General features: G+C 72.4%; 18 protein-coding genes and 1 pseudogene. 10 read left to right on the top strand and 9 right to left on the bottom strand.

The genetic code is table 11. The annotated features are described in order from the left end of the window. Positions 1-226 precede the first annotated feature (226 nt). From AB0399_RS19715 to AB0399_RS19725, 3 genes are all read left to right on the top strand, one after another. Positions 227-937, top strand: coding sequence for a PadR family transcriptional regulator (locus AB0399_RS19715; protein WP_366412190.1), 711 nt, complete (start codon positions 227-229; stop codon positions 935-937). A gap of 416 nt (positions 938-1,353) precedes the next feature. After that, entirely contained in the window at positions 1,354-2,406 is a 1,053-nt protein-coding gene (locus AB0399_RS19720) for an ATP-binding cassette domain-containing protein (RefSeq protein WP_366412191.1), read from the top strand. A gap of 119 nt (positions 2,407-2,525) precedes the next feature. After that, complete coding sequence (locus AB0399_RS19725) at positions 2,526-3,272, top strand: ABC transporter permease (RefSeq protein WP_329374422.1); 747 nt, start codon at positions 2,526-2,528, stop codon at positions 3,270-3,272. A gap of 119 nt (positions 3,273-3,391) precedes the next feature. Here the strand turns inward: AB0399_RS19725 and AB0399_RS19730 are convergent, their stop codons facing one another. Both AB0399_RS19730 and AB0399_RS19735 read right to left on the bottom strand, forming a co-directional pair. Next, positions 3,392-4,243, bottom strand: coding sequence for a siderophore-interacting protein (locus tag AB0399_RS19730; protein WP_329371301.1), 852 nt, complete (start codon positions 4,241-4,243; stop codon positions 3,392-3,394). A gap of 209 nt (positions 4,244-4,452) precedes the next feature. Continuing rightward, positions 4,453-4,953, bottom strand: a complete 501-nt coding sequence (locus AB0399_RS19735; protein WP_366412192.1) for a MarR family transcriptional regulator — start codon at positions 4,951-4,953, stop codon at positions 4,453-4,455. Between the two features lie 56 nt (positions 4,954-5,009). On the opposite strand from AB0399_RS19735, the gene AB0399_RS19740 reads away from it, so the two are divergent. Both AB0399_RS19740 and AB0399_RS19745 read left to right on the top strand, forming a co-directional pair. Then, positions 5,010-5,537 carry a DUF6790 family protein gene (locus AB0399_RS19740; RefSeq protein ID WP_366412193.1) on the top strand — a complete coding sequence of 176 codons (528 nt, stop codon included), beginning with the start codon at positions 5,010-5,012 and terminating at the stop codon, positions 5,535-5,537. A gap of 4 nt (positions 5,538-5,541) precedes the next feature. Beyond that, positions 5,542-5,709: pseudogene (locus tag AB0399_RS19745) on the top strand (IS256 family transposase); the annotation flags it as partial. 48 nt (positions 5,710-5,757) lie between these two features. On the opposite strand, the gene AB0399_RS19750 reads toward AB0399_RS19745, so the two are convergent. Continuing rightward, positions 5,758-6,756 carry an aminoglycoside phosphotransferase family protein gene (locus AB0399_RS19750; RefSeq protein ID WP_366412194.1) on the bottom strand — a complete coding sequence of 333 codons (999 nt, stop codon included), beginning with the start codon at positions 6,754-6,756 and terminating at the stop codon, positions 5,758-5,760. A gap of 221 nt (positions 6,757-6,977) precedes the next feature. On the opposite strand from AB0399_RS19750, the gene AB0399_RS19755 reads away from it, so the two are divergent. Next, the gene (locus tag AB0399_RS19755; protein ID WP_366412195.1) at positions 6,978-7,667 is read left to right on the top strand and encodes an HAD-IA family hydrolase; all 690 of its coding nucleotides are present in this window, start codon (positions 6,978-6,980) and stop codon (positions 7,665-7,667) included. Between the two features lie 361 nt (positions 7,668-8,028). Here the strand turns inward: AB0399_RS19755 and AB0399_RS19760 are convergent, their stop codons facing one another. Beyond that, complete coding sequence (locus AB0399_RS19760; protein WP_366412196.1) at positions 8,029-8,583, bottom strand: hypothetical protein; 555 nt, start codon at positions 8,581-8,583, stop codon at positions 8,029-8,031. 413 nt (positions 8,584-8,996) lie between these two features. On the opposite strand from AB0399_RS19760, the gene AB0399_RS19765 reads away from it, so the two are divergent. Continuing rightward, positions 8,997-10,613 (top strand): cellulase family glycosylhydrolase, encoded by a 1,617-nt coding sequence (locus AB0399_RS19765; protein ID WP_366412242.1) that lies wholly within the window; start codon positions 8,997-8,999, stop codon positions 10,611-10,613. Between the two features lie 128 nt (positions 10,614-10,741). Here the strand turns inward: AB0399_RS19765 and AB0399_RS19770 are convergent, their stop codons facing one another. From AB0399_RS19770 to AB0399_RS19780, 3 genes are all read right to left on the bottom strand, one after another. Next, positions 10,742-11,290: a GNAT family N-acetyltransferase gene (locus AB0399_RS19770; protein ID WP_366412197.1), complete on the bottom strand. Its 549-nt coding sequence runs from the start codon at positions 11,288-11,290 to the stop codon at positions 10,742-10,744. A gap of 107 nt (positions 11,291-11,397) precedes the next feature. Continuing rightward, positions 11,398-12,015 (bottom strand): hypothetical protein, encoded by a 618-nt coding sequence (locus AB0399_RS19775; RefSeq protein WP_366412198.1) that lies wholly within the window; start codon positions 12,013-12,015, stop codon positions 11,398-11,400. Between the two features lie 213 nt (positions 12,016-12,228). Continuing rightward, on the bottom strand, positions 12,229-14,208 hold the full coding sequence (locus AB0399_RS19780; RefSeq protein WP_366412199.1) for a protein kinase: 1,980 nt from the start codon (positions 14,206-14,208) through the stop codon (positions 12,229-12,231). A 248-nt stretch (positions 14,209-14,456) separates the two neighbouring features. Here AB0399_RS19780 and AB0399_RS19785 point away from each other — a divergent pair, with 248 nt between their 5' ends. From AB0399_RS19785 to AB0399_RS19795, 3 genes are all read left to right on the top strand, one after another. Further along, complete coding sequence (locus AB0399_RS19785) at positions 14,457-16,163, top strand: MFS transporter (protein WP_366412200.1); 1,707 nt, start codon at positions 14,457-14,459, stop codon at positions 16,161-16,163. Positions 16,164-16,409: 246 nt separating this feature from the next. Next, positions 16,410-17,546, top strand: coding sequence for a hypothetical protein (locus tag AB0399_RS19790; RefSeq protein ID WP_366412201.1), 1,137 nt, complete (start codon positions 16,410-16,412; stop codon positions 17,544-17,546). Between the two features lie 471 nt (positions 17,547-18,017). Beyond that, the gene (locus tag AB0399_RS19795) at positions 18,018-22,199 is read left to right on the top strand and encodes a carboxypeptidase regulatory-like domain-containing protein (RefSeq protein ID WP_366412202.1); all 4,182 of its coding nucleotides are present in this window, start codon (positions 18,018-18,020) and stop codon (positions 22,197-22,199) included. A 90-nt stretch (positions 22,200-22,289) separates the two neighbouring features. Here the strand turns inward: AB0399_RS19795 and AB0399_RS19800 are convergent, their stop codons facing one another. Both AB0399_RS19800 and AB0399_RS19805 read right to left on the bottom strand, forming a co-directional pair. Continuing rightward, complete coding sequence (locus AB0399_RS19800; RefSeq protein ID WP_366412203.1) at positions 22,290-22,949, bottom strand: alpha-ketoglutarate-dependent dioxygenase AlkB; 660 nt, start codon at positions 22,947-22,949, stop codon at positions 22,290-22,292. Beyond that, the gene (locus tag AB0399_RS19805; RefSeq protein ID WP_366412204.1) at positions 22,946-23,779 is read right to left on the bottom strand and encodes a GntR family transcriptional regulator; all 834 of its coding nucleotides are present in this window, start codon (positions 23,777-23,779) and stop codon (positions 22,946-22,948) included. The genes AB0399_RS19800 and AB0399_RS19805 overlap by 4 nt, the downstream gene beginning before the upstream one ends. Positions 23,780-23,854 lie beyond the last annotated feature (75 nt).

Consider the following 23,854-nt stretch of genomic DNA (forward strand, 5'->3'; position numbering starts at 1 on the left):
GGCACCTCCAACGTGCCGAGCGGAGCCGGGCTTTCGCGTTCCCGTGCGCGGGGTGGAGGAGGGCGAGCCGGGAGCGGCAGCGGGAGCGGGAGCCGGGGCCGGGCCGGGAGCGGGAGGGCCGCACCGCCGGATCGCGAAACTCGCGATACATCGCACTTGTCGGATGCTGACAGTCGCGATATATTCGTACCCGGATATACGGCGACGAGTGAGGAGGTGGGTACCGGTGGCGCGGCGCCGCAAGCTGACGAATCCGCTGGCCCTCGCGGTGATGGTGACCCTCGCCGAGCGCCCGATGCACCCGTACGAGATCGCGCGGCTGCTGCGTCAACGCGGCAAGGAAAACAGCATCAAGATCAACTTCGGTTCGCTCTACACCGTGGTGCAGAACCTCGAAAAGCACGGCTTGGTCGAGGTCGCGGGCGTGCAGCGGGACGGCAACCGCCCCGAGCGGACCGTCTACGGGCTCACCGACGACGGCCGGATCGAGATGCACGACTGGCTCGCCGACCTGGTCGCCGTGCCCGCGCAGGAGTACCCGCTCTTCGAGACCGCGCTCTCGCTGATGGGCGCCCTGCACCCGGACGAGGCGACCGACCTGCTCAGGGACCGGCTGCGCGCGCTGGAGGTCCAGGCGGCCGGGCTGCGCGGGGTGCTGGACGCGCTGGACGGCGAACTCCCGCGGATGTTCCTCATCGAGACCGACTACCAACTCCACATGGTGCGGGCGCAGATCGCCTGGCTGCGCGCGACATACCAGGAGTTCGCCGACGGCACCCTCGACGGGATCGGACAGTGGCGCAGCTGGCACGAGACCGGCGAAGTGCCGGACGAGTGGTCCCGTCTGGAGGAACGGATGGAGGGCTTCGACCCCGCCGAGGCGGCCGGGGCGGCCCAGGCGGCCGACCCGCCCGGGGAGCACGAGGAGAGCGGGTGACCCCGAACCCGACCTGACCTGACTCGACTTGGCTCTCTGACCCGACGCTCTGATCCGACCCACCCCCTGGCCCGCGGCGCTGTCCGCGGGTCGGAGCCGGCCACCCCGTCCGTACGGCACGACGGCACCGGGGGAGAGGACCCGCCGGCCACCCCTCGCGCACGATGGTGCGGGGCCCGGGGACAGGCCGGCCCGGGAGCAAGACCGGCGCCCGCTGCTGCAACAGCGGACGCCGGAACACCAACCACGACCGTCCCCAGAGCCTTCTGGGGGCACTCCGCGCATGAGCGGGTGCCAGGTGATCGAGGTGCGGCACACCCACGATAGCCCGGCTCCTCCCTCGGGAGCCGCTCATGCCTCCGCCGACCGGCGGCGCCCTCGCGCGCCCCGGGCACCCTTCCCACGGAGGAACCCTCATGAGCACGCATCCGCCCGCCGTGGCGGCCACCGACCTGGTCAAGACCTACCCGGGTGACGTCCGGGCCCTGGACGGCATGTCCGTCACCGTCGCGCCCGGCACCGTCTTCGGCCTGCTCGGCCCGAACGGCGCCGGAAAGTCCACCACCGTCCGGGTCCTGACCACCCTCGCCCGCCCCGACTCCGGCGCCGTCCTGGTCGCCGGGCACGACGCGCTGCGCCACCCGGAGCGGGTACGGCGCGCCATCGGCGTCGTCGCCCAGCGCTCCGGCGCCGACCCGGTCGCCACCGGCCGGGAGAACCTGCTGCTGCAAGGCCGGCTGTACGGGCTGCGCGGCGCCGCGCTGGCGCGGCGAGCCGACGAACTGCTGGACCGGTTCGACCTGGCCGGCGCCGGGCGCCGCAAGGTCAACACCTACTCCGGCGGTATGCAGCGCCGGCTCGATGTCGCGCTCGGCCTGGTGCACCGCCCCGAGGTGCTCTTCCTGGACGAGCCCACCACCGGGCTCGACCCGGAGGCGCGCACCGCGATGTGGGCCGAGATCGCCCGGCTGGCCGGCGACGACGGCCTGACCATCCTGCTCACCACCCACTACCTCGACGAGGCAGACCGGCTCGCCGAGCGGATCGCCATCGTGGACCGCGGCCGGGTCGTCGCCGAGGGCACCCCGGACGCCCTCAAGGGCGAACTGCGCGGCGACGCGGTCCATGTGGAGCTGCGCGACGCGCCCGGCCCGGTCGACGCCGGGCTGCTGCGGACCGCGCTCGACACCTTCGCCGGGGTGCGGGAGGTGGACGTCGACGGCCGCCGGATCAGTGCCCGCGCCGACGACGGGCCCGCCGCCGTACCGCACGTGCTGGCCGCGCTGGAGCGGCAGGGCGCGGCGGTCGCGGCCGTCACGGTCGCCCGGCCGTCGCTGGACGACGTGTATCTGCGGTACGCCGGGCGGCGGTTCGCCGAGGCCGGCGCCGACGCGGGCGCGGGCCCCGGCGGTACCGGAGCCCTCCCCGACGCCCGTACCACCGCCACGACTTCCGGAGACGCCCGATGAGCACCGCGACCCCGCACACCTCGGCGCCCGGCGGGTCTGCCGCCTCATCCGCCGCCTCCGCCGCGACCGACGCAGGAAGGGTCCGGCGCGGAGGTGAAGTCCTCGCCCAGACCTGGTACATGACGCAGCGTCAGATCGTCGCGATCGTGCGCCAGCCGGTCGTGGTCGTCATCACGCTGGTCCAACCCGTCATCTGGCTCTTCCTGTTCGGCTCGCTCTTCCGCAAGGTCGTCGAACTGCCGGGCTTCGGCGCCGGTTCCTACCTGGACTACCTCGTGCCCGGGGTGGTGGTGATGAGCGCGGTGTCCTCCAACATGTGGGCGGGCATGGGCATGTTGGAGGAGATCGAGCGCGGCACCCTCAACCGCTTCCTGATCACCCCGGTCAGCCGGGCCGCCCTGATGAACGCCGGCGTGGTCCAGCAGGGTCTGATCACCGCGCTCCAGTCGGTGGTGATCATCCTGCTCGGCAAGGCGGGCGGGGCGCACTACCCGGGCGGCGTCGGCGGGTTGGCGCTGCTCGTCGTGGCGTCCGTCCTGCTCGGCACGGTCTTCGGCGCGTTCTCCAACGCGCTGGGCATGCTGGTCAGGCAGCGCGAGAGCATCATCGGCATCAACACCTTCCTGCTGCTGCCGCTGACCTTCCTCTCCTCGGCCTTCATGGCCCCCGGTCTGATGCCCGCCTGGATGCGGCACGTCGCTGCCGTCAACCCCGTCAACTGGGCGCTGGTCGCCGGGCGTTCGGCCATGGCCGCGCACCCGGACGGTTCGCTGGTGCTCACCCGCGGCGGCGCCCTGGTCGCGCTCGCCCTGGCCGCGGTCTGGCTCTCCACCCGCACCCTGCGGTCGTACCAGAAGGCCGTCTGATCCTCCGGGGCCTCCGGGGCCTCCGGGGCATCCGGGGCATCCGGGACCGGGCGGGACCGGGTGGGACCGGGCGGGAGGCGGCACCCTTCGGCGGGTGCCGCCTCCCGTACGCCCTGCCGCTACGAGGCGGCCGGTGCGCCCTCCTGCTCGCGCTCGACCTCCGCGTTCCACTCCCGCTTGGAGGACTGCCAGCCGTCCTCGTCCTTGCCGCGGCGCCAGTAACCCGAGATGGACAGGTCCTCGCGCGGGATGCCGCGGTCCAGGCGCAGGTGGCGGCGCAGGTCGCGGACGAACGTGGCCTCGCCGTGCACGAAGACGTGCACGCGCCCGGCCGGGAAGTCGAGCGCGGTGACCGCTTCGACGAGCGCGGCGCCGACCTGGCCGGTGCCGCGGTGCAGCCACACCACCTCGGTGCCCGGGCCGACGTCGAACTTCTGCTCCTCCTCGGGCCCGGAGACCTCGATGAAGACCTTCGCGGTCGCGTCGGCCGGCAGCCGGTCGAGCGCGGCGCCGATCGCGGGCAGCGCGCTCTCGTCGCCGGCGAGCAGATGCCAGTCGGCGGCCGGGTCGGGGGTGTACCCGCCGCCCGGACCACTGAAGTACAGCACCTCGCCGGCCTGCGCCCGGGCCGCCCAGGGACCGGCGACGCCCTCGTCGCCGTGGACCACGAAGTCCACCGCCATCTCGCGGGTGCCCGGGTCGTAGGACCGGACGGTGTAGGTGCGGGTCCGGGGCCAGCGCTCCCGGGGCTGGTCGCGGCGGATCGCCTCGATGTCCAGCGGCTCGGGGAAGGTCTCGCCCTCGGCGGGGAAGAGCAGTTTGACGTAGTGGTCGGTGTACTCCCCGATGTCCAGGGTGGCGGCCGGGTCCACGGCCAGCACCACCCGGACCATGTGCGGGGTGATCCTCTCGCCGCGCAGTACGGTCGCGCGCTTCGGGGTGGGGGTCCTGCGTTGCGGTCGTTCCGCCATCGATGCGCCCGCTTCCTCGCGCTGTCTCGCGCGCTCGGCTGTCCGTGTGCCTCGTGCATGCCGTGCGCACGCTCCGGGCGGCCTCCGCGTTGCACGCCCGGGCCGCCAGGCACTTAGGTAAGCCTAACCGACGACCCTGTGCGGTCGGGTGGCGAACGGTGCCGGGGCGGCCCGGATTTCGTGCGGGGCGGGATTCACCTTCTCCTTGCTCACGCCGGCCCGGATCGATCCGGTTCCGACCCGCCGTCCGGTGCGCCGTCCGGTTGCCGGGCCGTGGCTGTGCGCCGTGGCTGCGCGGGGGTCAGCAGCGCGGCGAGCCGGTGGGTGTCGGCGAGGTAGCGCTCGTAGGGGAAGCCGGCCTGGATGAGGGCGGTGCGGAGTTCCTCCTCCAGGGGCTTGCCCTCGGCCAGGAAGGTGTCCTGGCCGTTCGGGGTGAGGGCGACCAGGCGCCGGCGCCGGTGGGCTGGGTCGACGGTGATGGTCACGTACCCCCGCTCCTCCAGCGGGCGCAGGGCGCGGCTGATGGCGGGGTCGGACAGGGCCAGGGCCTCGGCGAGCTGGTGCTGGGTGGCGGGTTGGATCTCCTCAAGGGTGCCCAGCAGCCGCAGTTGGCTGTGGGAGAGGTGCTGGTTCGGGCCGGAGCGGCGCCGGGCCGCCTCGCCCATCAGCATGACCACGCGGTACAGGAGCTCTGCCAGTCCTTCGTCCATGCGTCCACTCTACCTGACTGTTGCGTCGTTAATATTAACCATGCAACACTCAAGTCATGGACAACCTCCCGTACGCCGTTCAGACCACGTTTCCGCTCCTCTTCATGCTGGTGCCCGCGCTCGGGGCGCTGCTGAGCTGCCGTCGCCGCGGCCCGGACCGGCCGGCGGCGGAGATCTGGCAGCGCTGGTGGGCCGTCGGCGCACTCGGCATCGGCAGCGTGTGGATCACGATCTCGTTCCTGGCGGTCCCGAAGGGCATGGCCGACACCATCGGCTTCGCCCACTCGCCGTTCCAGTTCGAGATCGCCTTCGCCAACCTCGGCCTCGCCGTACTGGGCTTCCGCGCCGCCTCCGCGTCGCCCCGCGAGCGCCTCACCAGCGGGCTGGCGGCCGCGGCGTTTCTCTGGGGAGCCACGATCGGCCACGTCTACCAGTGGTTCGCCAACGGCGACCACGCCGCCGGAAACACGGGCGGCATCCTCGCCAACGACATCCTCATTCCCGCCGTCATGATCGCCCTGGCCGCCCGGGACGTCCGCCGAGCCGGCTCGGGCCGCGGCCGCACCGCCCGCCCGGCCGCCTGACCACGGCGCCGGCAGCCGGGTCGCCGGACCGGCCATGGTCGTCAAGCCGATCGAGTCCGCCCGGGCCCGACGGCGGGCCGTGGTCGCACCCCGTCCCGTCGCGCTGGTTCGCGCCGGAGCCCGCTTCGAACGAGGCCGCCTCGTCGAACGCCCCGAAGAACCCGCGGCATGACAGCCCCGCCGACCGCGGGTCTCCTGCCCGCAGGCTACCGATCCGGATTCACGCGTATCGGTCGAAAAGCGCCTGGAGGTATCCCTCCAGCCGCCTGGTCAGCACGGTGGGGGTCAGATCGGTACGCCCCACCTCGCGCCAGGGGACGGCGACCTTCTCGGCGTCCGGAGCGAAGGCCAACGCGTCCAGCAGACGCCAGTAGAGATGAGCGGCGCGGTCTTCGGCCGGCGTCCCGCCCGCCGCAAGGTAATGGTCGGCGAAGCGCATGCCCGCGGGAACCCCGTGCAGCAGGGCCAGGGCCGTCGAGCAGTGGGCCACGTCCAGGTCGGCCGGCCCCCAGGAGGTCTCCACCCAGTCGACGACGCCGCTGATCCGCAGACCGTCGCCGCCGCCGCCGACGCCGTCGCCCGTGAAGAGGACATTGCCGGGGTGGAAGTCCCGGTGCAGGAAGCAGGCCCGGTACTCCGGGGGCTCGCGGCGGATCACGTCCACGGCCCGTCGCCACAGCTCAGGCCGCTCGGTGTCTTCGGGTGGGCTCACCCGCTCGGGAGAGGTCCACGCCTGATAGGTGCGAGGCCGGGCCTCCGCGGTCACCGGCAGCCGGTGGACGCGCAGCAATTGACGGGCCAGCAGTTCGGCACGCCGATAGGCCCCTTCATCGCCCAGGCGCACGGTCCCGGGCAGCAGGGACATCAGCAAGGAGGGGTGGTCGCAGTACTGCGCCGTCGCGTCCACCGCCACGAGCGAGGCCGCGGGCACGTCCGAGTCGCCGAGCAGGCGCAGCACGGCTGCCTCCCGGGTCAGCAGGCCCTCCGCGTGCCGAACGAAGAAGGGCTTGGCAAAGGACCGCAGGACCAGCGAGCGTCGACCGCCCGGCCCGCGGATGTCCAGACGGCGTATCTCCGACGTCCAGCCGCCACGCAACCGCACGACTTCCTCGATGCGCTCCGCCTCGCCCAGCCCCTTCTCCACCCAGGCGCGCGTCGCACCCCAGCCCTGACCCTCAAGATTGGTACCGATGTGTTCGGCCCCCTCGCCCGCAACCATGAAGGCAGGCTACCTACCTCACCAACGGACGCACCCGACAAGCACTTGTCTCGGCTCCAGTGCGCGGAGTTGTGTGGGCCCCGCTTCGGGCCTGAAGGGCCTGAAGGGCCTCAAGAGCATCAAGGGCCTCAAGTGCCTGAGGACGTTGGTGGATTGCTCGGGTTGAAGATGTGCTCGTCTCGGGCTTGCGGCCAGTCGTCGACGCCGCCAGGATCGGCTGCATGATCAAGGGCGTGATGTTCGACTTCTCCGGGACCCTCTTCCGGATCGAATCTGCCGCGCAGTGGCTGCGCGCGGTGACAACGAAGGCCGGTCTGGACGTGTCCGAGGGTGAACTCGACGCGTGCGTCGGCCGGTTGGAAGAGTTCGGGGCTCAACCCGGAGGGGTTCCTCCGCGCACGGTGCCGCCCCGTCTGGAGGCACTGTGGCGGGAGCGCGATCTGACCGCCGAACGACACCGGGCTGCCTTCACGGCCCTTGCCCGGGAATCGGATCTGCCCGCCGCCGACCTGGCCGAGGCCCTGTACGAACGTTCCCAAGTGTCCGGGGCGTGGCTGCCTTACCCCGACACCGAGGAAACCCTCCGCGCCCTGCGCGGGCGAGGCATCCCGGTCGCTGTCGTCAGCAACATCGGCTGGGACATGCGCCCTGTCTTCCGCGACCACGGTGTCGATGACCTCGTGGACGCCTACTTCCTCTCCTTCGAGTGCGGGGTGAAGAAGCCCGATCCCCGGATCTTCCAGATGGCGTGTGACAAGCTCGGCGTGGCGCCCGGCGATGCGCTCATGGTGGGAGACGAGCCTGTCGCGGACACCGGCGCTGCCACGCTGGGGTGCCGGGTCCACCTGGTCGATCCGTTGCCCGTCGACCAGCGTCCCGGTGCGCTGGCCGAGGTGCTCCAGCTGCTCTGACGTGCCCGATCGTGGCTCTCGGCGGGATGTTGCGGGCCCGGCGACCGAACACCGTCCAGTCCTCGGGCTCGATACCGCGCAAACGTGCCCGCTTACCGGTCCGGAACGAAGTCATCCGATGTCCGATCACGCCACAAGCGGCGATGCGCAGGCCCTCCTGACCCGGGCGTGGACTGTCGCGGCGTACCGGTGGAGCCGGATCGGCTTGGTACGGCAGTGGAGCCCCGAAACGCCGGCGTGCTGGCGCCCAAAGGAAGTGCTGACAAACACTCGTGTCGCTGCCCTGCGGCACGCTGATCGGCGTGAACACCGAGGTGCTGACAGACGACTGGCAGCGGTTCTCGCCGTCGGCGCCGCACCCTCAGTGGGGCCTGCTTGGCGGAAGGTCGGTGTCGTCCAAGGCGGTGCGAGCAGCCGACGTGAAGCTGCTGAGGCGCTCGGAGACCATGGTCACCTCGACGGCGTGACGCTCGACGAAGTTGACGTTGCGATCCGGGGCGCCCGAGGAGTCGCGCCAGGCGAGAAGAGTCGTATGCATCGAGTGGAGGCCCAGGTGGACGCTGTGGGCCGCCTGCTCCACCGACTCGGGCCCCTCGACCGCGAGGCCGGCCCAAGTCGCCTGCACCAGAGTCAACTGATCTTGCCCGATCCTGAGTTGCCGATCGGCTTCCGCCATATCCGGGGCATCGCCGACCAGCGCTCGTGCGGCCATCTTCAGAGCAGTGCGCGCCTCGTTGGCCGGGGCCAGGAAGGCGCTGTACGCCTCTCGCCGCAGTTGCCTGCGCCAGTGCGAGTGCTCGACCTTGGCTTGCCCCTCCAGCTGCCGCCGCGTCGCCCCACTGGAGATCGCCGACGCCGCGACCGTCCCGACGACACCTACCGTCGCACCCAGTAACGCAGCAAGTCCCTGGTCCATGCGGGGCATTATTCACCCCGGCGAACACGCACGGTCACAGGTAGGGGGCGGTGGCGCGGAGACGGACGCGGGTGCGGCCGGTCGCACCCGCGCAGCCGGGCCCACGCGTTCGCCCCACCCACTCGGCCCGGCCCGGGTATTCGCCAACTCCCCTCTCCGCTTCACCTCTTGAACCCTGCGCGGCCCCTTGACGGCCGAAGCCCAACCTCGCTTCCATACAGGGTGGCGCGGCTTGGGAGCGCTCCCACAGCTCACCGCTCCTCCGTCGCGCCCTCCCCCCACCGAGAGGAATCACCACCGTGGTCCCCTACCCGGGCTCCCCGAGCCCCGAGACCTCCCCGAGCCCCACGAGAACGCGCGTGACGCCCGCCCGGCTGCGAGCCGTGCTCGCCGGCCTCGTCGCGGCCGCGCTGATGGCGCTGTTCGCGGTGGCCGGCCAGCCGTCCGCGACGGCCGCCGCCGACCCCGCCGCGGCCGGCGGGCGCGCCACGACCGCCGACGCCGGCACCGGCTACTGGCACACCAGCGGCCGGCAGATCCTCGACGCGAACGACCAGCCGGTCCGGATCGCGGGCGTCAACTGGTTCGGCTTCGAGACCGACAACCATGTGGCGCACGGCCTTTGGGCGCGCGACTACAAGAGCATGATCGACCAGATGAAGTCGCTCGGCTACAACACCATCCGGCTGCCGTACAGCGATGACATCTTCAAGCCGGGCACGATGCCGGACAGCATCAACTTCTACAACATGAACGCCGACCTCCAGGGCCTGGACTCGCTCCAGGTGATGGACAAGATCATCGACTACGCCGGGTCGATCGGCCTGCGGGTGATCCTGGACCGGCACCGTCCGGACGCGAGCGGGCAGTCCGCGCTCTGGTACACCGCGTCGGTCCCGGAGAGCACCTGGATCACCGACCTCAAGGCGCTCGCCACCCGCTACCAGGGCAACCCGGCGGTGATCGGCATCGACCTCCACAACGAGCCGCACGATCCGGCCTGTTGGGGCTGCGGTGACACCAGTATCGACTGGCGGCTGGCCGCCGAGCGCGCGGGCGACGCGGTCCTCGGCGTCAACCCGGACCTGCTGATCTTCGTCGAGGGCATCCAGACCTACAACGGCACCTCGGGGTGGTGGGGCGGCAACCTGATGGGCGCCGGCCAGTACCCGGTCGAACTCGACGTGCCGAACCGGGTGGTGTACTCCGCGCACGACTACGCCACCAGCGTCGCGCAGCAGAGCTGGTTCGACGACCCGACCTTCCCGGCCAACATGCCCGGGATCTGGTCGAAGTACTGGGGCTACCTCTTCGAGCAGAACATCGCCCCGGTGTGGGTCGGCGAGTTCGGCACCACGCTCCAGTCGACCACCGACCAGCAGTGGCTCAAGGCGCTGGTGACGTACCTGCGTCCGACGTCCACGTACGGCGGGGACAGCTTCAACTGGACCTTCTGGTCGTGGAATCCGGACTCCGGTGACACCGGCGGCATCCTGGAGGGCGACTGGCAGACCGTGGACACGGTCAAGGACGGGTATCTCGCGAGCATCAAGGCACCCGCATTCGACGGCGGCGGTACGTCCGGCGGCGGGTCGTCGGGCACGTCGTCGGGTACCTCCTCGGGCACGTCTTCGGGTACGTCGAGCGGCACCAGCGCGGGGACGTCGTCGGGCACCTCCTCGGGCACCTCGTCCGGCACGTCCGCGGGCTCGACCGGCGGGGCCGGGAGCGGCGGGTGTACCGCCGCCCTGCACGTGGACAACCAGTGGGACGCCGGCTTCACCGCGACCGTGACCGTCACCGCGGGTGCGGCGGCGGTGAACGGGTGGACGGTGAAGTGGAGTTGGCCCGGTGGCCAGCAGGAGACCAGCGGCTGGGGCGCGGACCTCGCGCAGTCCGGCAGCGCCGTGACGGCGACGAACCTGTCGTACAACGGCGCGTTGCCGGCGGCGGGTTCGACCACGTTCGGCCTGCAGGGCAGCGCCACCGGCGCGTTCACGGTGCCCGCGCTCAGCTGCACCGCCTCGTGACGGGCGCGGGCAGCCGCTGAGCTTGATCCGTACGGTGGTTCACACGGCGCCGAGCGTCGGGAGCCGGCGGACGGGCCGGCCGGTCCTCGGATCGGCCGGCCCGGGTGTGTGCCGTCAGGGGCCGCGGGTCAGGCGGACGCTGGGGGAGAGGACCACCGGCCGAACCACTGTGCGGCGCCCCACTCCTCGAACCGTTGCACTTCGACGAACCCCAGCTTCACCGCGAGGCGCATCGAGCGGTCGTTGGCGGTCTGGGTGACGAGCGTCACCGGTTCGCCGGGAAGCGCGGATGAGAACCAGTCGAGTGCCGCCGCGCACGCTTCGGCGGCGTACCCGTGCCCCCACGCCCGCGGCAGGAAGAGGTAGCCGAGTTCGGCCTCGCCGTCATCCGGGCGGACCTGGCTGCGATGGTCCGCGTCACGGTGGTTGAGTTCGATGATGCCGATCATCGCTCCATCGAGGTCGACCACGAAGAGCCCGGGGCGCCGCCTCGGCACCTCGGGCACCGCGCGCTCGAGTTCCTCGCGAGGCCGGGCGCCACCGGTGTAGGTGCCCACCTCCGGTGAGGAGAACAACTCCACGATCGCCGGACGGTCCCGGGCCTCGGGTTCGCGGAGCACGAGCCGCTCGGTCCTGATCGGGGCGGGCGGCCAGACATCTGGTCCTAGCTCGGTCATGGCGGGGAACATAGCGCAGGCGCCGTGACGAGGCCGATTCGAGGTAGCGGCTCGCGGAGTCCGAGCCGGTGCCGGGCACGGCTCGGGGGCGTTTCATCGGGGGCGTTTCAACAGTCTCCCGCGGCTTGGTGCAGCGGCCGCTTGTAGTAGCGCCAGGGGAACCAGCCCGCGCCGACCGGCACCCACCCCTCGGCCTCCATGCGCCGGCGCCGGGCGGCGGCCGCGATCGTGACCCGACAGTGCTCCCAGCGGCGGTCGGATGCCTCGACCTCGTGGTACAGGGCTCCGTAGCCGACCAACTGCCAACCGTCCGCGCCGGCTTGGGCGAGCGCCGCCATTTCGTTGAACGCGGTCAGCGGGGTCAGCACGCGTCGCTCCGGACCGTCGGGGCCCTGGGCGCCGGGGCCCTGGGTGCCGGGGCCGGCGGAGACGGCGTCGGCTGCCTTGCCGGCGAACCTCTGCTGGGCGGCCTGCCGGCTCACGCCCAGCACCCGGCCCACGGTGTCCCAACTGTGGCCCGCGGCCCGGGCGCCCTGGACCGCCTCGCGCAGCAGCCGGTTCGTCTCCTCGGCGCCGATCCGGGTGGCGTCCACCAGGCGCAGGAAGCCCGTCGCGTCGTCTTCCAGGGACTCGGCCAGCCCTTCGGGGGCCCGCAGGACGGCCTCCGCGACTCCCTCACGGACCCGAGCGGCCTCCTGGGCGTCGAGCAGTTCCTCGCTGTTCATCGCTGTCCGCCTTCGTGGGTGTCGTGCCGCGGCGGTCCGCGGCGGTCCGAGGCCGCCCGGCGCCCGTCGGCGGGAAGCGGCAGGGCCGGCGCCGTGTCAAGGAGACCTTGACGCGCCCACGTTGTCAAGGTTTCCTTGACATCTGGTGGGGCGGGGCCTCTTGGGGGCTTCGCGGAGCTGTGCGGGGATCAGCGCCCTGGGATCGCTGCCGGGTCAGCCCTTGCCGGCGTAGCTCCAGAGCTGCGAGGAGGACGAGGCGTTACAGGCGGTCACCTTCGCCTCGGTGTCCAGATTCATGCACTGCCAGGAGCTGGTGTTCTCCAGGGTGCTGCCGGCGGACTTCGCGCTGCCGATCCGCCAGTACTGGCCGGTCGAACCGCACGGCGCCGCGCTCACCCAGTTGTCCGACAGGAAGCCGGTGAGGCAGTAGCCGTTGCCCTTGTTGATCACCTCGAACGTGCCGCTCGAAGCGGGCTTGAAGGTCCACTCGTAGTAAGGGCTGTTCTCCGGGGAGCAGGTACCGGTCTGCGCGAACATGCTTCCGTTGCCGGTGCTGGTGTCCAGCTCCAGGCAGCGGCCGTTGGACGCGTTCTTGATGCGGTAGGTCCCGGCGGAGCCGATCTTCGTCGTGCCCCCGCCCCCTCCGCTTCCCCCGCTCGACCCGCCGGAGGACGATCCCCCCGACGAGGACGACCCGCCCCCGGACGTGCCCCCGCTTCCCCCGCTGGTGCCGCTGCCGCCGCTGTGCGAGCCGCCGGTTCCGCCCGCCGACCCCGTTCCCGACTTCTTCGCGCCCGCGCCCGACGTCGCGCCCGACTTCGCGCCCGCGCCGGAGGAGTGCCCCGAGGCCGACGCGGACGCCGACGTCGAGTGGCCGGGGCGCGCCGAGGACGACGGCCCGCCGCGGTCGGCGGACGACGACACGGACGGCCCCGACGAGGGAGCGGCGGACGGCTTCCCGTCGGTGTGCGAGAACGCGTACGGCAGGAGGGTGACGGCGGAGACCCCGCCCGCCGCCAGGACGACCGGGATGATCAGGACGAGCTTGCGGGAGCGCCGCTTGGGCGTTTCGGGCGGGCGTACGCGCTTCTCGGGGTCGCCGCCGGCTTCCGGAGGGCCGGCGGGTGGCTGCTCCGCCGACGTGCCTTCCTGCCCGGTCGCCGCGGCCCCCGCGATCGCCGCGGCCGGCGCGGCAGGAGGCGCCGGTTTCAAGTCCACCGTGGCGGAGGTGAGTTCATCAAGTGCCGGCACGGCGGCGGCGAACGCGGCGCGGCGCTCCAGTTGTTCGGCGACCGCGGCCGGCCAGTCGGCGGCGGCGGGAGCGGCGCCTTCCGCGACGCGGTCGAGCAGGTCCGCCGCGGTGGGCCGGGCGGCGGGGGACTTGTCGAGGCACGCGGCGACCAGGTCGGCGAGTTCGCGGTCCAGGCCGCGCAGCGCGGACAGGTCCGGCTCGGTGTGCACGATGCGGTAGAGCACTTCGAGGCCGGAGCCCGGGCCGAAGGGCGAGGCGCCGGTCGCCGCGAAGAAGAGCAGGCTGCCGAGCGCGAACACGTCGGCGGCCGCGGTCAACGGGCGTACGGCTTGGGCCTGTTCGGGTGCCATGTACTCGGGAGTGCCGAGCACCATCCCGGTCTTGGTCAGCCGGCTCTGGTCGGCGGCCCGCGCGATGCCGAAGTCGATGAGGGCGAGCCCGTCGAGCGTCAGCATCACGTTGGACGGCTTGACGTCCCGGTGCAGCATGTCCAGGGCGTGCAACGCCTTGAGCCGGGCGGCCAGTTCGCGCAGCAGGTACCACAGCGCCGCCCGGGGCAGCGGTCCGCCGTGCAGGTGTACCGCCTCGGTGAGGGTGACCCCGGGGATGTACTCGGTGGCGAACCACGGCGGGTTCGCGGTGCGGTCGGTGGCCAGCAGCGGGACGCTGACGCCCGCGGGAAGCCTGGCCAGGTTGTCGAGTTCGTGCTTGAAGTGGCGCAGGAAGTCCGGGTCCTGGGCCAGCACCGGATGGACCCGCTTGACCGCGGTGTAGCGGTCCTCCGTGACCGCGAGGTACACCCGGCCCATCCCGCCGACGCCGAGCAGCCCGACCACCGGGAACGGTCCGATCCGGCGCGGGTCCTCCGAGGTCAGCGGTGTCGCGCCGCTCCCGTCGAGGTCGAAGCTCCGGCCCTCGTCCTGCCCCCCGTGCGCAACCATGCCGGCACCGTATCCGAGATCTGTCGGCGCCGGCCATCGTGAACCAGCAGTCCCACAGGGCTTGTTACGACCCTTCCACAAAGTCCGTAGGCGGTCACGGGCGCGCGGTCCGGAGCGGCGCGCTTTCCCCCCGTTCCGGATGCGCGCACCCCCTAGGCATACCGACTGGTCGGTACTACCCTCACCGCAACCTCGGCCGTGGTCCCGCGGCACGTGTGCCCGGGGTCCAGCACTCCAGGAGGAGCCGTATGTCCGCCACCCCGACCTCGTTCGAAGCCGACAGACCCGGCCCCGGCGCACCCGGCGCCGGACCCCGCGGCGCACTCACCCGGCTCTACCGGCGCGACCTGGTCGGCTACCCGCCCACCGCGCGCCGGATCGGCTGCCTGGCGATCGTGGTGCTCACCACGATCGTGCTCTACTACATGCTCTACGTGCAGTACGCCGTGGCGACGTCGATCATCACGCACTTCGGGATGACGTACCGCTACTTCGTGTGGGTGTCGGTGATCGGCAACGCGGTCGGCGCGTTCGCGTCGCTGCTGGCCGGGCTCGCCGACCGGTGGGGCCGGGCGAACATGGTGGTCTACGGGCTGCTGGTCGCGTCGGGGCTGGTCTTCTTCGGGCTGCCGCACGCGGGCGGCAAGGCCACCTACCTGGTGCTCTTCGCGCTGGTCAGCTTTGTCGAGGGCATCGTGCTGGTGGCCACGCCCGCGCTGATCAGGGACTTCTCGCCGCAGCTCGGGCGGGCCACGGCGATGGGGTACTGGACGATGGGGCCGGTGATCGGCAGCCTCGTGGTCACCATGGTCACCAGCCACACGCTGGACAGCGCGAGCTGGCAGGACGAGCTGCGCTACTCGGGGATCGCGGGCTTCGCGGTGTTCGTGGTCGCGCTCGTGGCGCTGCGCGAGCTGGCGCCGGCGGTCCGCGACCAGATCATGGTCAGCCTGCGGGACCGGGCGCTGGTCGAGGCGCGCGCCAAGGGCATCGAGCCCGCCGCGTCCCGGCGCGGCGAGTGGCGCGGGATGCTGCGGCTGGACGTGGCGGGCTCGGCACTGGCCATCGCGCTGTTCCTGCTGCTGTACTACGCGGCCGTCGGCAACTTCGTGGTCTACTTCGCGACCACCTTCGGCTACAGCGAGCAGCGCGCCAACGCCCTCGCCAACTGGTACTGGGCGGCGAACGCGATCGCCCTGGTCGCGGTCGGGCTGCTCTCGGACCGGCTGAAGGTCCGCAAGCCGTTCATGGTGGTCGGCGCGGTCGGATCGATCGCGGTCACCGCGGTGTTCGCCTCCCGGGCCACCCATCAGAGCACCGGCTACTACACCTTCGCCTGGCTCTTCATCGGCATCGGGGTCTTCAGCGGCATCGCCTACGGGCCGTGGATGGCGGGCTTCACCGAGACCGTGGAGAAGCGCAACCCGGCGGCGACCGCGACCGGACTGGCGGTGTGGGGCTGGACGGTACGGATCGTGGTCGCCGTGTCGGCCGCGTTCATCCCGGTGCTGGTCACCTCGGTCACGCCGCTGGTCGACCACGGCGCGCAGGTCACCGCGGCCTCGCAGGCGGCAGGGCCCGCGCTGGCGATCGTCAAGCAGCACCCGCAACTGTTCGCGGAACTCGGCAAGTACCCGCCCGGCAAGGCCCCGGCGGCCCTGACCGCGCAGGCCGTTCAGCAGGTCGGGCCGGACGGCCTGGCCGTGGTGGCGAAGGCGCAGCCGCAGCTCGCGGTGCTCGACTCCTATGGTGCGAAGGTGCAGAAGGCGTCCGCGGACGGGCCCGGGCAGTGGCGTGACTGGTGGTGGATCTGCGTCGGTGGCCAGGTGCTGTTCGTGCCGTTCGTGTTCGTGATGGCCGGGCGGTGGAGCCCGAAGCGGGCCCGCGAGGACGCCGAGGCGCACGAGCGGGCGGTGGAACGGGAGCTGGCGGCACTGTCGGCCGAGCGCGATTGAGCCGAGCGCGATTGAGCCGAGCGGGATTGAGCCGAGCGGGAGTGAACGTCCCGGCCGCGGCGGGCCCTTGGGTCCGCCGCGGCCGGGCGGACACGGTCGGTGACCCGTCGGTCACGTATCGGTCGTGTATGGGCTCCCTTGCGTAGCTGACCCCTTGTGCGCGGATCGCCCGCGTACGGTCGGGGGTGCGACGGGATCGGCAAAGTCCGACATTCGGCCGGGGGCCGGGGACTACAGTTCACGATCATGACCGAACGCCCGTTTGAAGCACTCGGGTTGAGTGCCCACGCGGACCGGGCCTATCCGCTGCTGGTGGCGACCAGGGGAGTGGCGGTCGCCGAACTGGCCCGGCAGGCGGGGCTGTCCGAGGAGGCCGCGCGGGCCGCATGCGTGGAACTGGCCGCACGCGGCCTGGCCCGGCTGGGCCTGGACGACCGCTGGTACCCGCTGCCGCCGCATGAGGGGCTGCTCCCGCTGCTGTCCCGCGTACAGGAGCAACTGGTGCGCGGCCGGGCGCTGTTCGACCGGCTCGCGGTGGAGTACCAGCGGGTGCACGAGGGCCACCGGGCCGAGGAGGTGGTCCAGGCCGTAGCGGGCGCCGAGGCGGTACGGGTCCGGCTGGACGCCGTACTGCGGCAGGCCCGGGGGGAGTTGCTGGTCTTCGCACCCGGGGGCACGGAGGTGGTGGAGCCGGAGTTGCCCGGGGGGCGGGGCGATCCGGGTGATCCCGGTGATCCGGATGAGCTGGGCACGTCGGGTGGGCCGGGTGAGCTGGGCGCTGCGGGTGGCCCTGGCGCGTCGGGCGGCCCGGACCGGGCGGACGGGCAGGCGGGCTCGGCGGATTTCGCCACAGCGGGCGGGCCGGCCGGGTTCCTCCAGGCCATCGGATCGGGGGTGTCCACGGTCCGCCGCCGGGTTGTCGTCGAGCGCGCCGCGGTGCAGAAGGAGCCCGACGGCGTGGACAGCGCCCTCGACGTCCTGCCACCGGGCGCGGACGTCCGCGTGGTCGACCGGCTGCCGATCCGGATGTGCGTCGCGGACCGCTCGGTGGCCCTCGTCCTGCTCGGCGCCGACACCCTGCCGCCCGAACCGGTCATGCTGGTGATCGGTGCGAGCGGCCTGCTCGACGCCCTGGTGATGCTCTTCGAGAGCGTCTGGTCCGGCGGGGTGCCGCTGGCCCGCCCCGGCACGGGCGACAGCACCCTCCAGCAGCGCATCCTCGCGATGCTCGTGATGGGCAGCACCGACGCCGCCATGGCCCGCTCGCTCGGCGTCGCGATCCGCACCGTCCAGCGCCGGATCGCGGCGATGCAGCGTACGGCGGGTGTCGACAACCGCATCCAGCTCGTCTGGCACGCGGCCCGCAACGGCTGGCTGGACTGACCGGAACGGCCGCCGGGTCCGGGTCGGGGGGCCGGGTCCGGGCGTACGCGACCTCGCGGCCGGAACTCGACTGCGACGTCCTGGCCGCCCACCGGGGCGACGCGCGGATCGTGGCCCGCACGACCGCGCCCGGCGGCGAGGCGGAGAGCGGGCTCGCCCTGCTCGCGGGGGTGGACACGCGGGAACCGGGCTGATCCGAGGGCGGGTGCACCGCCGGTCGGCGGCCTGCGTCAAGAGGCGTGTGGTGTGGGTGCGGTGGCGATCCGCTGCGGGTGTGGTGAGGGTGCCGTGTGGGCGCGGTGAGCCGGGTGGCGTAAACGTGACGGTCCGATGCGTGGCAACGATGTCAGGTATCCGTCAATGCGTAAAGGATTCCCATGGGGTCGGTGATGCACAGGTATACGCCAGCGGTTCGATCGGGCCGCAGCCGGCGAACACCCGGCATCAGGTCACGCCCAAGGGAGACCCACCTTGCGCATACCCTTCCTCAGACGCGGCGTGGTCGCCGCGCTCACGACTGCCGCGCTCGCCGCGCTGGGGCTGCAAGTGCCCCTGGCGGCAACGGCATCGGCCGCGCCCGCGGCCACCAAGTCCCATACCAGCGCGGTGCGTGCGTGCGGCACCCCCAAGCCCGGCCAGTTCTCCTGCTTCGCGCTGCGGCGTACCGACGTGCCCGCCAAGAAGGGGGTCCAGCCGCACGCCGCCACCCCGGCCGGCTTCGGCGCCGGCGACCTGCAGAGCGCGTACGCGCTTCCCGCGGACGGCGGTGCGGGCCAGACCGTCGCCATCGTCGACGCGTACGACGACCCGAACGCGGCGGCCGACCTGGCCGTCTACCGCGACCAGTTCGGGCTGCCCGCGTGCACCGTGGACAGCGGCTGCTTCACCAAGGTGAGCCAGCGCGGCGGCACCGACGACCTGCCCTCGCCCGACCCCGACTGGTCCGGCGAGATCTCCCTCGACATCGACATGGTCTCCGCGGCCGCCCCGAACGCCCACATCCTGCTGGTCGAGGCGGACACGGCGAACTTCGAGGACCTCGGCGCCGCGGTGGACGAGGCGGTCGCGCTCGGCGCGAAGTACGTCTCCAACTCCTACGGCACCGGCTACGACTCCACCCCCGGCAGCGGCGAGGACCCCTCCGAGGCGACCTCGATGGACCCGTACTACAACCACCCGGGCGTGGCGGTCGTGGCCTCCTCCGGTGACGGCGCCTACGGGGTGAGCTACCCGGCCGCCTCGCAGTACGTCACCTCCGTCGGCGGCACCGCGCTCACCAAGGACGCCGGCACCAGCCGCGGTTGGTCCGAGTCGGTGTGGAACAACGCCTACGGCGGCCCCGGTTCCGGCTGCTCGCTCTACGAGCCCAAGCCGGCCTTCCAGACCGACACCGCCTGCGACAACCGCACGGTCGCCGACGTCTCCGCGGTCGCCGACCCCGAGACCGGCGTCTCGGTCTACCAGACCTACGGTGGCGGCGGCTGGTCGGTGTACGGCGGCACCAGCGCGTCGTCCCCGATCATCGCGGGCGTCTACGCGTCGGCCGGCACCCCCGGCGACGGCACGTACCCGAACGCGTACCCCTACGCCCAGGCCGGCGCGCTCAACGACGTGACCACCGGCAACAACGGCAGCTGCACCCCGGCCGCCCTGTGCACCGCCGGTCCCGGCTACGACGGCCCGACCGGGCTCGGCACGCCCAACGGCCTGGCCGCGTTCCGCAGCGGCCCGCACGGCGTGATCACCGGCAAGGTCACCGACCACGCCACCGGCGACCCGATCTCCGGCGCGACCGTCAAGGCCGGTGACCACAGCGCCACTTCGGGCGCCGACGGCAGCTACAAGCTGGACATCCCGCCGGGCGCCTACGACCTGACCGCCTCCGCGTACGGCTACGCGGACGGCTCGGCCACCGGCGTGCAGCTCGACGACGGGGCCACCGTCACCGAGTCGTTCGCGCTGGACTCGGTGCCGCAGCAGACCGTCTCCGGCAAGGTCACCGACGGCTCCGGCCACGGCTGGCCGCTGTACGCGAAGATCACCGCGGCCGGCGTGCCCGGCGGTCCGGTCTTCACCGACCCGACCACCGGCGACTTCTCCCTGAAGCTGCCCCAGGGCAGCTCGTACACGCTGCACGTGACCGCGGACTACCCCGGCTACCAGGCCGTGGACAAGACGGTCACCGTGGGCACCGCCGACCAGACCGCCAACGTCTCGGTGCCGGTCGACCCGGCCTCCACCGACGCTCCCGGCTACTCGGTCTCGCTGAGCGGACCGACCGAGCCGTTCACCTCCACCACCGGCCCGCCGGACGGCTGGACCGTCTCCAACGCCGATGGCAGCAACGGCGGTTGGACCTTCGACGACCCGGGCTCCCGCGGCAACCTCACCGGCGGCGACGGCGGCTTCGCCATCGTCGACAGCGACCACATCGGGCAGGGCGCGAGCCAGGACACCTCGCTGGTGTCGCCGTCCTTCGACCTCAGTTCCGCCACCGGCCCGCTGCTGAGCTTCGACACCGACTACAAGTCGTACACCGGCTCCGTCGCCGACGTCGACGTCTCCACCGACGGCGGCAGCACCTGGTCCACGGTGTGGAACAAGACCACCACGGCCGTGAACGGCCACGTCGAGGTGCCGCTGACCGACTACGCGGGCAAGAGCGACGTCAAGGTGCGCTTCCACTACACCGGCGACTGGGCCTACTGGTGGGAGCTGGACAACGTCTTCGTCGGCCAGCGCAGTTACAACCCGGTGGCCGGCGGCATCGTGGTCGGCAACGTCACCGACGCCAACACCGGTGACGGCGTCAACGGCGCCACCGTCACCAGCGGCGACGCGCCCGACGACCACACCACCACCGTGGCCACGCCGGACGACCCCAACGTGGGCGACGGCTTCTACTGGCTCTTCTCGCACAAGACCGGCAAGCACCCGCTGACGGCGGCGGCCTCGCACTACACCTCCGCCACCGCCACCTCCAACGTGCCGTCCGACGGCGTCGTGGACACCGATCTCACCCTCAAGGCCGGGCAGTTGAGCGTGACGCCGGCCTCGATCGACAAGACCGTCGCCTGGGGCAAGAGCGCCACGCAGAAGGTCACCGTGAAGAACACCGGCACCGCGCCGGCCACCGTCACGGTGGGCGAGAACCCCGGCGGGGTCACGGTGCAGGCCAAGGGCGCGCCGCTCAACCTCGTCAAGGGCGACTACTCGCCGCTGGCCCTCGCCAAGCACGGCAGTGCCGGCGCCAAGCCCGGTGCGGGCAAGGCGGGTTCGGGCAAGGCCGGTGCCACGCCCCAGGCCGCGACCGCGGCGCAGGGCGCGGCCGGTGACGCCTGGCAGACCGTCCCCGACCTGCCGGTCGCGACCGGTGACAACACGGTCGACACCTGGCAGGGCACCGTCTACTCGGCGTTCGGCTTCACCGGCGCCACCGACACCAGCGACCTGTACGCGTACAGCGCGGACACCGGCGCGTGGACGAAGCTGGCCTCGGCCGCCGACACCCGCGAGTCGCCCGCGCACGGGATCATCGACGGCAAGCTCTACGCCGCCGGTGGCTGGGGCCCCGACGGCTCGCCCGACGCCAAGCTGGAGATCTACGACATCGCCGGCAACACCTGGTCGACGGGTGCGAACTCGCCCAAGCCGTACGCCGGTTCGGGCACGGCCGTACTCGACGGCAAGCTGTACTCGGTCGGTGGCTGCACCGCCACCGCCTGCGGCACCACCGACGTGACCGTGTACGACCCGGCCAGCGACTCCTGGTCGACGGCCGCGGCCTACCCGGAGTCGGTGGCGTGGGAGTCCTGCGGCGCGGTCGCGGGCAAGCTCTACTGCGCGGGCGGCACCACCGACGCCGGCAGCATCACCCACGGCTACGTCTACGACCCCGCCGCGGACTCCTGGTCGCCGATCGCCGACCAGCCCACCGACGCGTGGGGTTCCGCGTACACCGCCGCGAACGGCCTGCTGCTGGTCGAGGGCGGCGCCGTCAACAACGCCGCCGCGCTGACCAACCAGACCTGGGCGTACGACCCGACCGCCAACTCCTGGAGCGCGCTGCCCAACGCGAACTCCTCGCTCTACCGGGGCGGCGGCTCGGCCGGCTTCTACGCCGTCGGCGGTCTGGTCGGCAGCACGCCGGACGGCAGCGCCGAGGTGCTGCCCGGCTACGACCAGGTCGGCTCCACCGACGTCACGTGGCTGTCGGAGAGCACGGACACGGTGACGGTGCAGCCCGGCAAGAGCGCGAGCTTCACGGTCACGCTCGCCGCGTCGGTGCCCGAGATCACCCAACCCGGCACCTACACCGCGTCGTTGAACCTCGCCAGCGACACGCCGTACCGGGTCGCCCCGGTCGGCGTCTCGTTCACCGTCAAGCCCCCGGCCACCTGGGGGAAGATCACCGGAGTCGTCTCCGCCTCCGGGGGCGCGCCGCTCGCCGGGGCGACGGTCCAGATCGACACCTGGGCCACGCACTACACCCTGAAGACGGCCACCGACGGGAGTTACGCGCTCTGGCTCGACACGCGTAACAACCCGCTCCAGCTCATCGTGGCGAAGGACGGCTACCAGCCGACCGTGGCCACGGTGAAGATCAAGAAGGGGGCCACCACGACGACGAACTTCGCGCTGCTGAAGGACTAGCCGCTGAAGGACTTGCGGCCTCCCGCGGCCCCCGTCGCCCGCCTTGCTGGTGGGCGACGGGGGCTCGCGCCGTTCCCCGGGGCAGCTGGGTCACCCGGGGAGACCGGTGACCCGCAGTGTCAGGTTCAATCGTCCTGAGGCGAGACCCGTTGCCGGATCTCCGGTGTGGGGGCGGACCTTGGGGACGCCGTGGTAGGCGTAGCGCGAGGCGCCGCCGAAGACGAAGAGGTCCCCGGACTCCAACTCGACGTCGGTGTAGGGCTTCGTGCGGGTGCGGGTGTTGCCGAAGCGGAAGACGCAGGTGTCGCCGATGCTGAGGGAGACCACGGGGGCGTCGGAGCGCTCGTCCTTGTCCTGGTGCATCCCCATCGTGGCGGCGCCGTCGTAGAAGTTGACCAGCGCCGTGTCGGGTGCGTACCCGGCGCCCGCCGCCGGGTCCTGGTAGGCGTCGGCCACCGCCGCACGTCCCAACTCCGCCAGCCAGGAGGGGAATGCGGCCACCCGGGCACCGTTCACGTCGGGCGCGGTGCGGGAGTAGGCATAAGGGCGCCAGTGCCAGCCGACGCAGACGGTCTGTACGGACATCACCCCGCCGCGCGGCAGGCGGGTGTGCCGCATCGGTACCGGCCCGCTCGCCCATTCCCGGCAGGCGGCGACCAGTTCGCGCTGACGGTCCGGGGCGAGCCAGCCGGGCACGTGGACCGCGCCCGGCGCCGGGCTGCTGCGTGGCCGTGGCAGCAACGCGGTCACGACGGGTCGTCCTCGCCGTGCGGGTGACGGTCCCTCAGGTGGGCCTGGGTGGTGGAGAGTTCGTCACGCAGCACGCGCGCCGCGAGATCGGGTTCGCCCGCGGCGATCGCCTCCACCAGCGCCGCGTGTGCGGCCTCTCCGTGCTCCTCGTCGTGGGTGCGCACGTCCATCAGGTCGAGCAGCGCCAGCATGTTCTCCCGCAGCACGGGCGCGAACTCGGCGAACAGGTCGGTGAGCACGGGGTTGTACGCGGCGGCGACCACGGCGGTGTGCAGCGCGATGTCCGCGTCGATGAAGGCCGCGCCCGGCCCACCGGCCGCCCCGCCGCCGCTTCCGTTTCCGCTGCCGTCCCCGTCCCCGCCGTCGCCGTCGCCGTCGCCGTCGTCCGTACGGTCCGTACGGTCCGTGCCGTCCGAGCCGTAGACGTCGTCGGCCGCCGCCGTCCGCACCGCGAGGGCCGTCCGCAGCGCCGCCACGTCCTCCGGTCTGCGCCGGACCGCCGCCAGCCGCGCGGCCTGGACCTCCAGCATCGCGCGCACCTCGTAGACGTCGGCCAGGGCGGCGCGCCGCAGCCGGGCCGGCCAGTCCTGGACCGGGCGGTCGGCGATGACGAAGACCCCCGCGCCCTGCCGGGTCCGCACCATCCCCGCGCCCGCCAGCGCCCGCAGCGCCTCGCGCACGGTGGAGCGGCCCACCCCCAGCAGGGTGGCGAGCGTGGTCTCACCGGGCAGCTTCGTGCCGACCGGCCACTGCCCGCCGGTGATCTGCTCCCGCAGCCGCTCCGCCGCCTGCTCGACCAGCGGGCTGGGCCGCAGCGAACCGAGCGCCATTGCCGTCTCCACCTCTCCGTCCACCCCTCGGGGCCCCGACTCTATCGGCTGGGATGACCACTCAGCTTGTCTGAG

Source organism: Streptomyces sp. NPDC088194 (assembly GCF_040702025.1).
GTDB lineage: Bacteria > Actinomycetota > Actinomycetes > Streptomycetales > Streptomycetaceae > Actinacidiphila.

Bases quoted from the DNA above. Each gene is read 5' to 3' on its own strand.
- AB0399_RS19740 (WP_366412193.1), top strand. From the start codon at position 5,010: ATGGACAACCTCCCGTACGCCGTTCAGACCACGTTTCCGCTCCTCTTC.
- AB0399_RS19765 (WP_366412242.1), top strand. From the start codon at position 8,997: ATGGCGCTGTTCGCGGTGGCCGGCCAGCCGTCCGCGACGGCCGCCGCC.
- AB0399_RS19760 (WP_366412196.1), bottom strand. From the start codon at position 8,583: ATGGACCAGGGACTTGCTGCGTTACTGGGTGCGACGGTAGGTGTCGTC.
- AB0399_RS19805 (WP_366412204.1), bottom strand. From the start codon at position 23,779: ATGGCGCTCGGTTCGCTGCGGCCCAGCCCGCTGGTCGAGCAGGCGGCG.
- AB0399_RS19770 (WP_366412197.1), bottom strand. From the start codon at position 11,290: ATGACCGAGCTAGGACCAGATGTCTGGCCGCCCGCCCCGATCAGGACC.
- AB0399_RS19785 (WP_366412200.1), top strand. From the start codon at position 14,457: ATGTCCGCCACCCCGACCTCGTTCGAAGCCGACAGACCCGGCCCCGGC.
- AB0399_RS19750 (WP_366412194.1), bottom strand. From the start codon at position 6,756: ATGGTTGCGGGCGAGGGGGCCGAACACATCGGTACCAATCTTGAGGGT.
- AB0399_RS19790 (WP_366412201.1), top strand. From the start codon at position 16,410: ATGACCGAACGCCCGTTTGAAGCACTCGGGTTGAGTGCCCACGCGGAC.
- AB0399_RS19780 (WP_366412199.1), bottom strand. From the start codon at position 14,208: ATGGTTGCGCACGGGGGGCAGGACGAGGGCCGGAGCTTCGACCTCGAC.
- AB0399_RS19735 (WP_366412192.1), bottom strand. From the start codon at position 4,953: ATGGACGAAGGACTGGCAGAGCTCCTGTACCGCGTGGTCATGCTGATG.
- AB0399_RS19775 (WP_366412198.1), bottom strand. From the start codon at position 12,015: ATGAACAGCGAGGAACTGCTCGACGCCCAGGAGGCCGCTCGGGTCCGT.
- AB0399_RS19730 (WP_329371301.1), bottom strand. From the start codon at position 4,243: ATGGCGGAACGACCGCAACGCAGGACCCCCACCCCGAAGCGCGCGACC.
- AB0399_RS19720 (WP_366412191.1), top strand. From the start codon at position 1,354: ATGAGCACGCATCCGCCCGCCGTGGCGGCCACCGACCTGGTCAAGACC.
- AB0399_RS19755 (WP_366412195.1), top strand. From the start codon at position 6,978: ATGATCAAGGGCGTGATGTTCGACTTCTCCGGGACCCTCTTCCGGATC.
- AB0399_RS19725 (WP_329374422.1), top strand. From the start codon at position 2,526: ATGACGCAGCGTCAGATCGTCGCGATCGTGCGCCAGCCGGTCGTGGTC.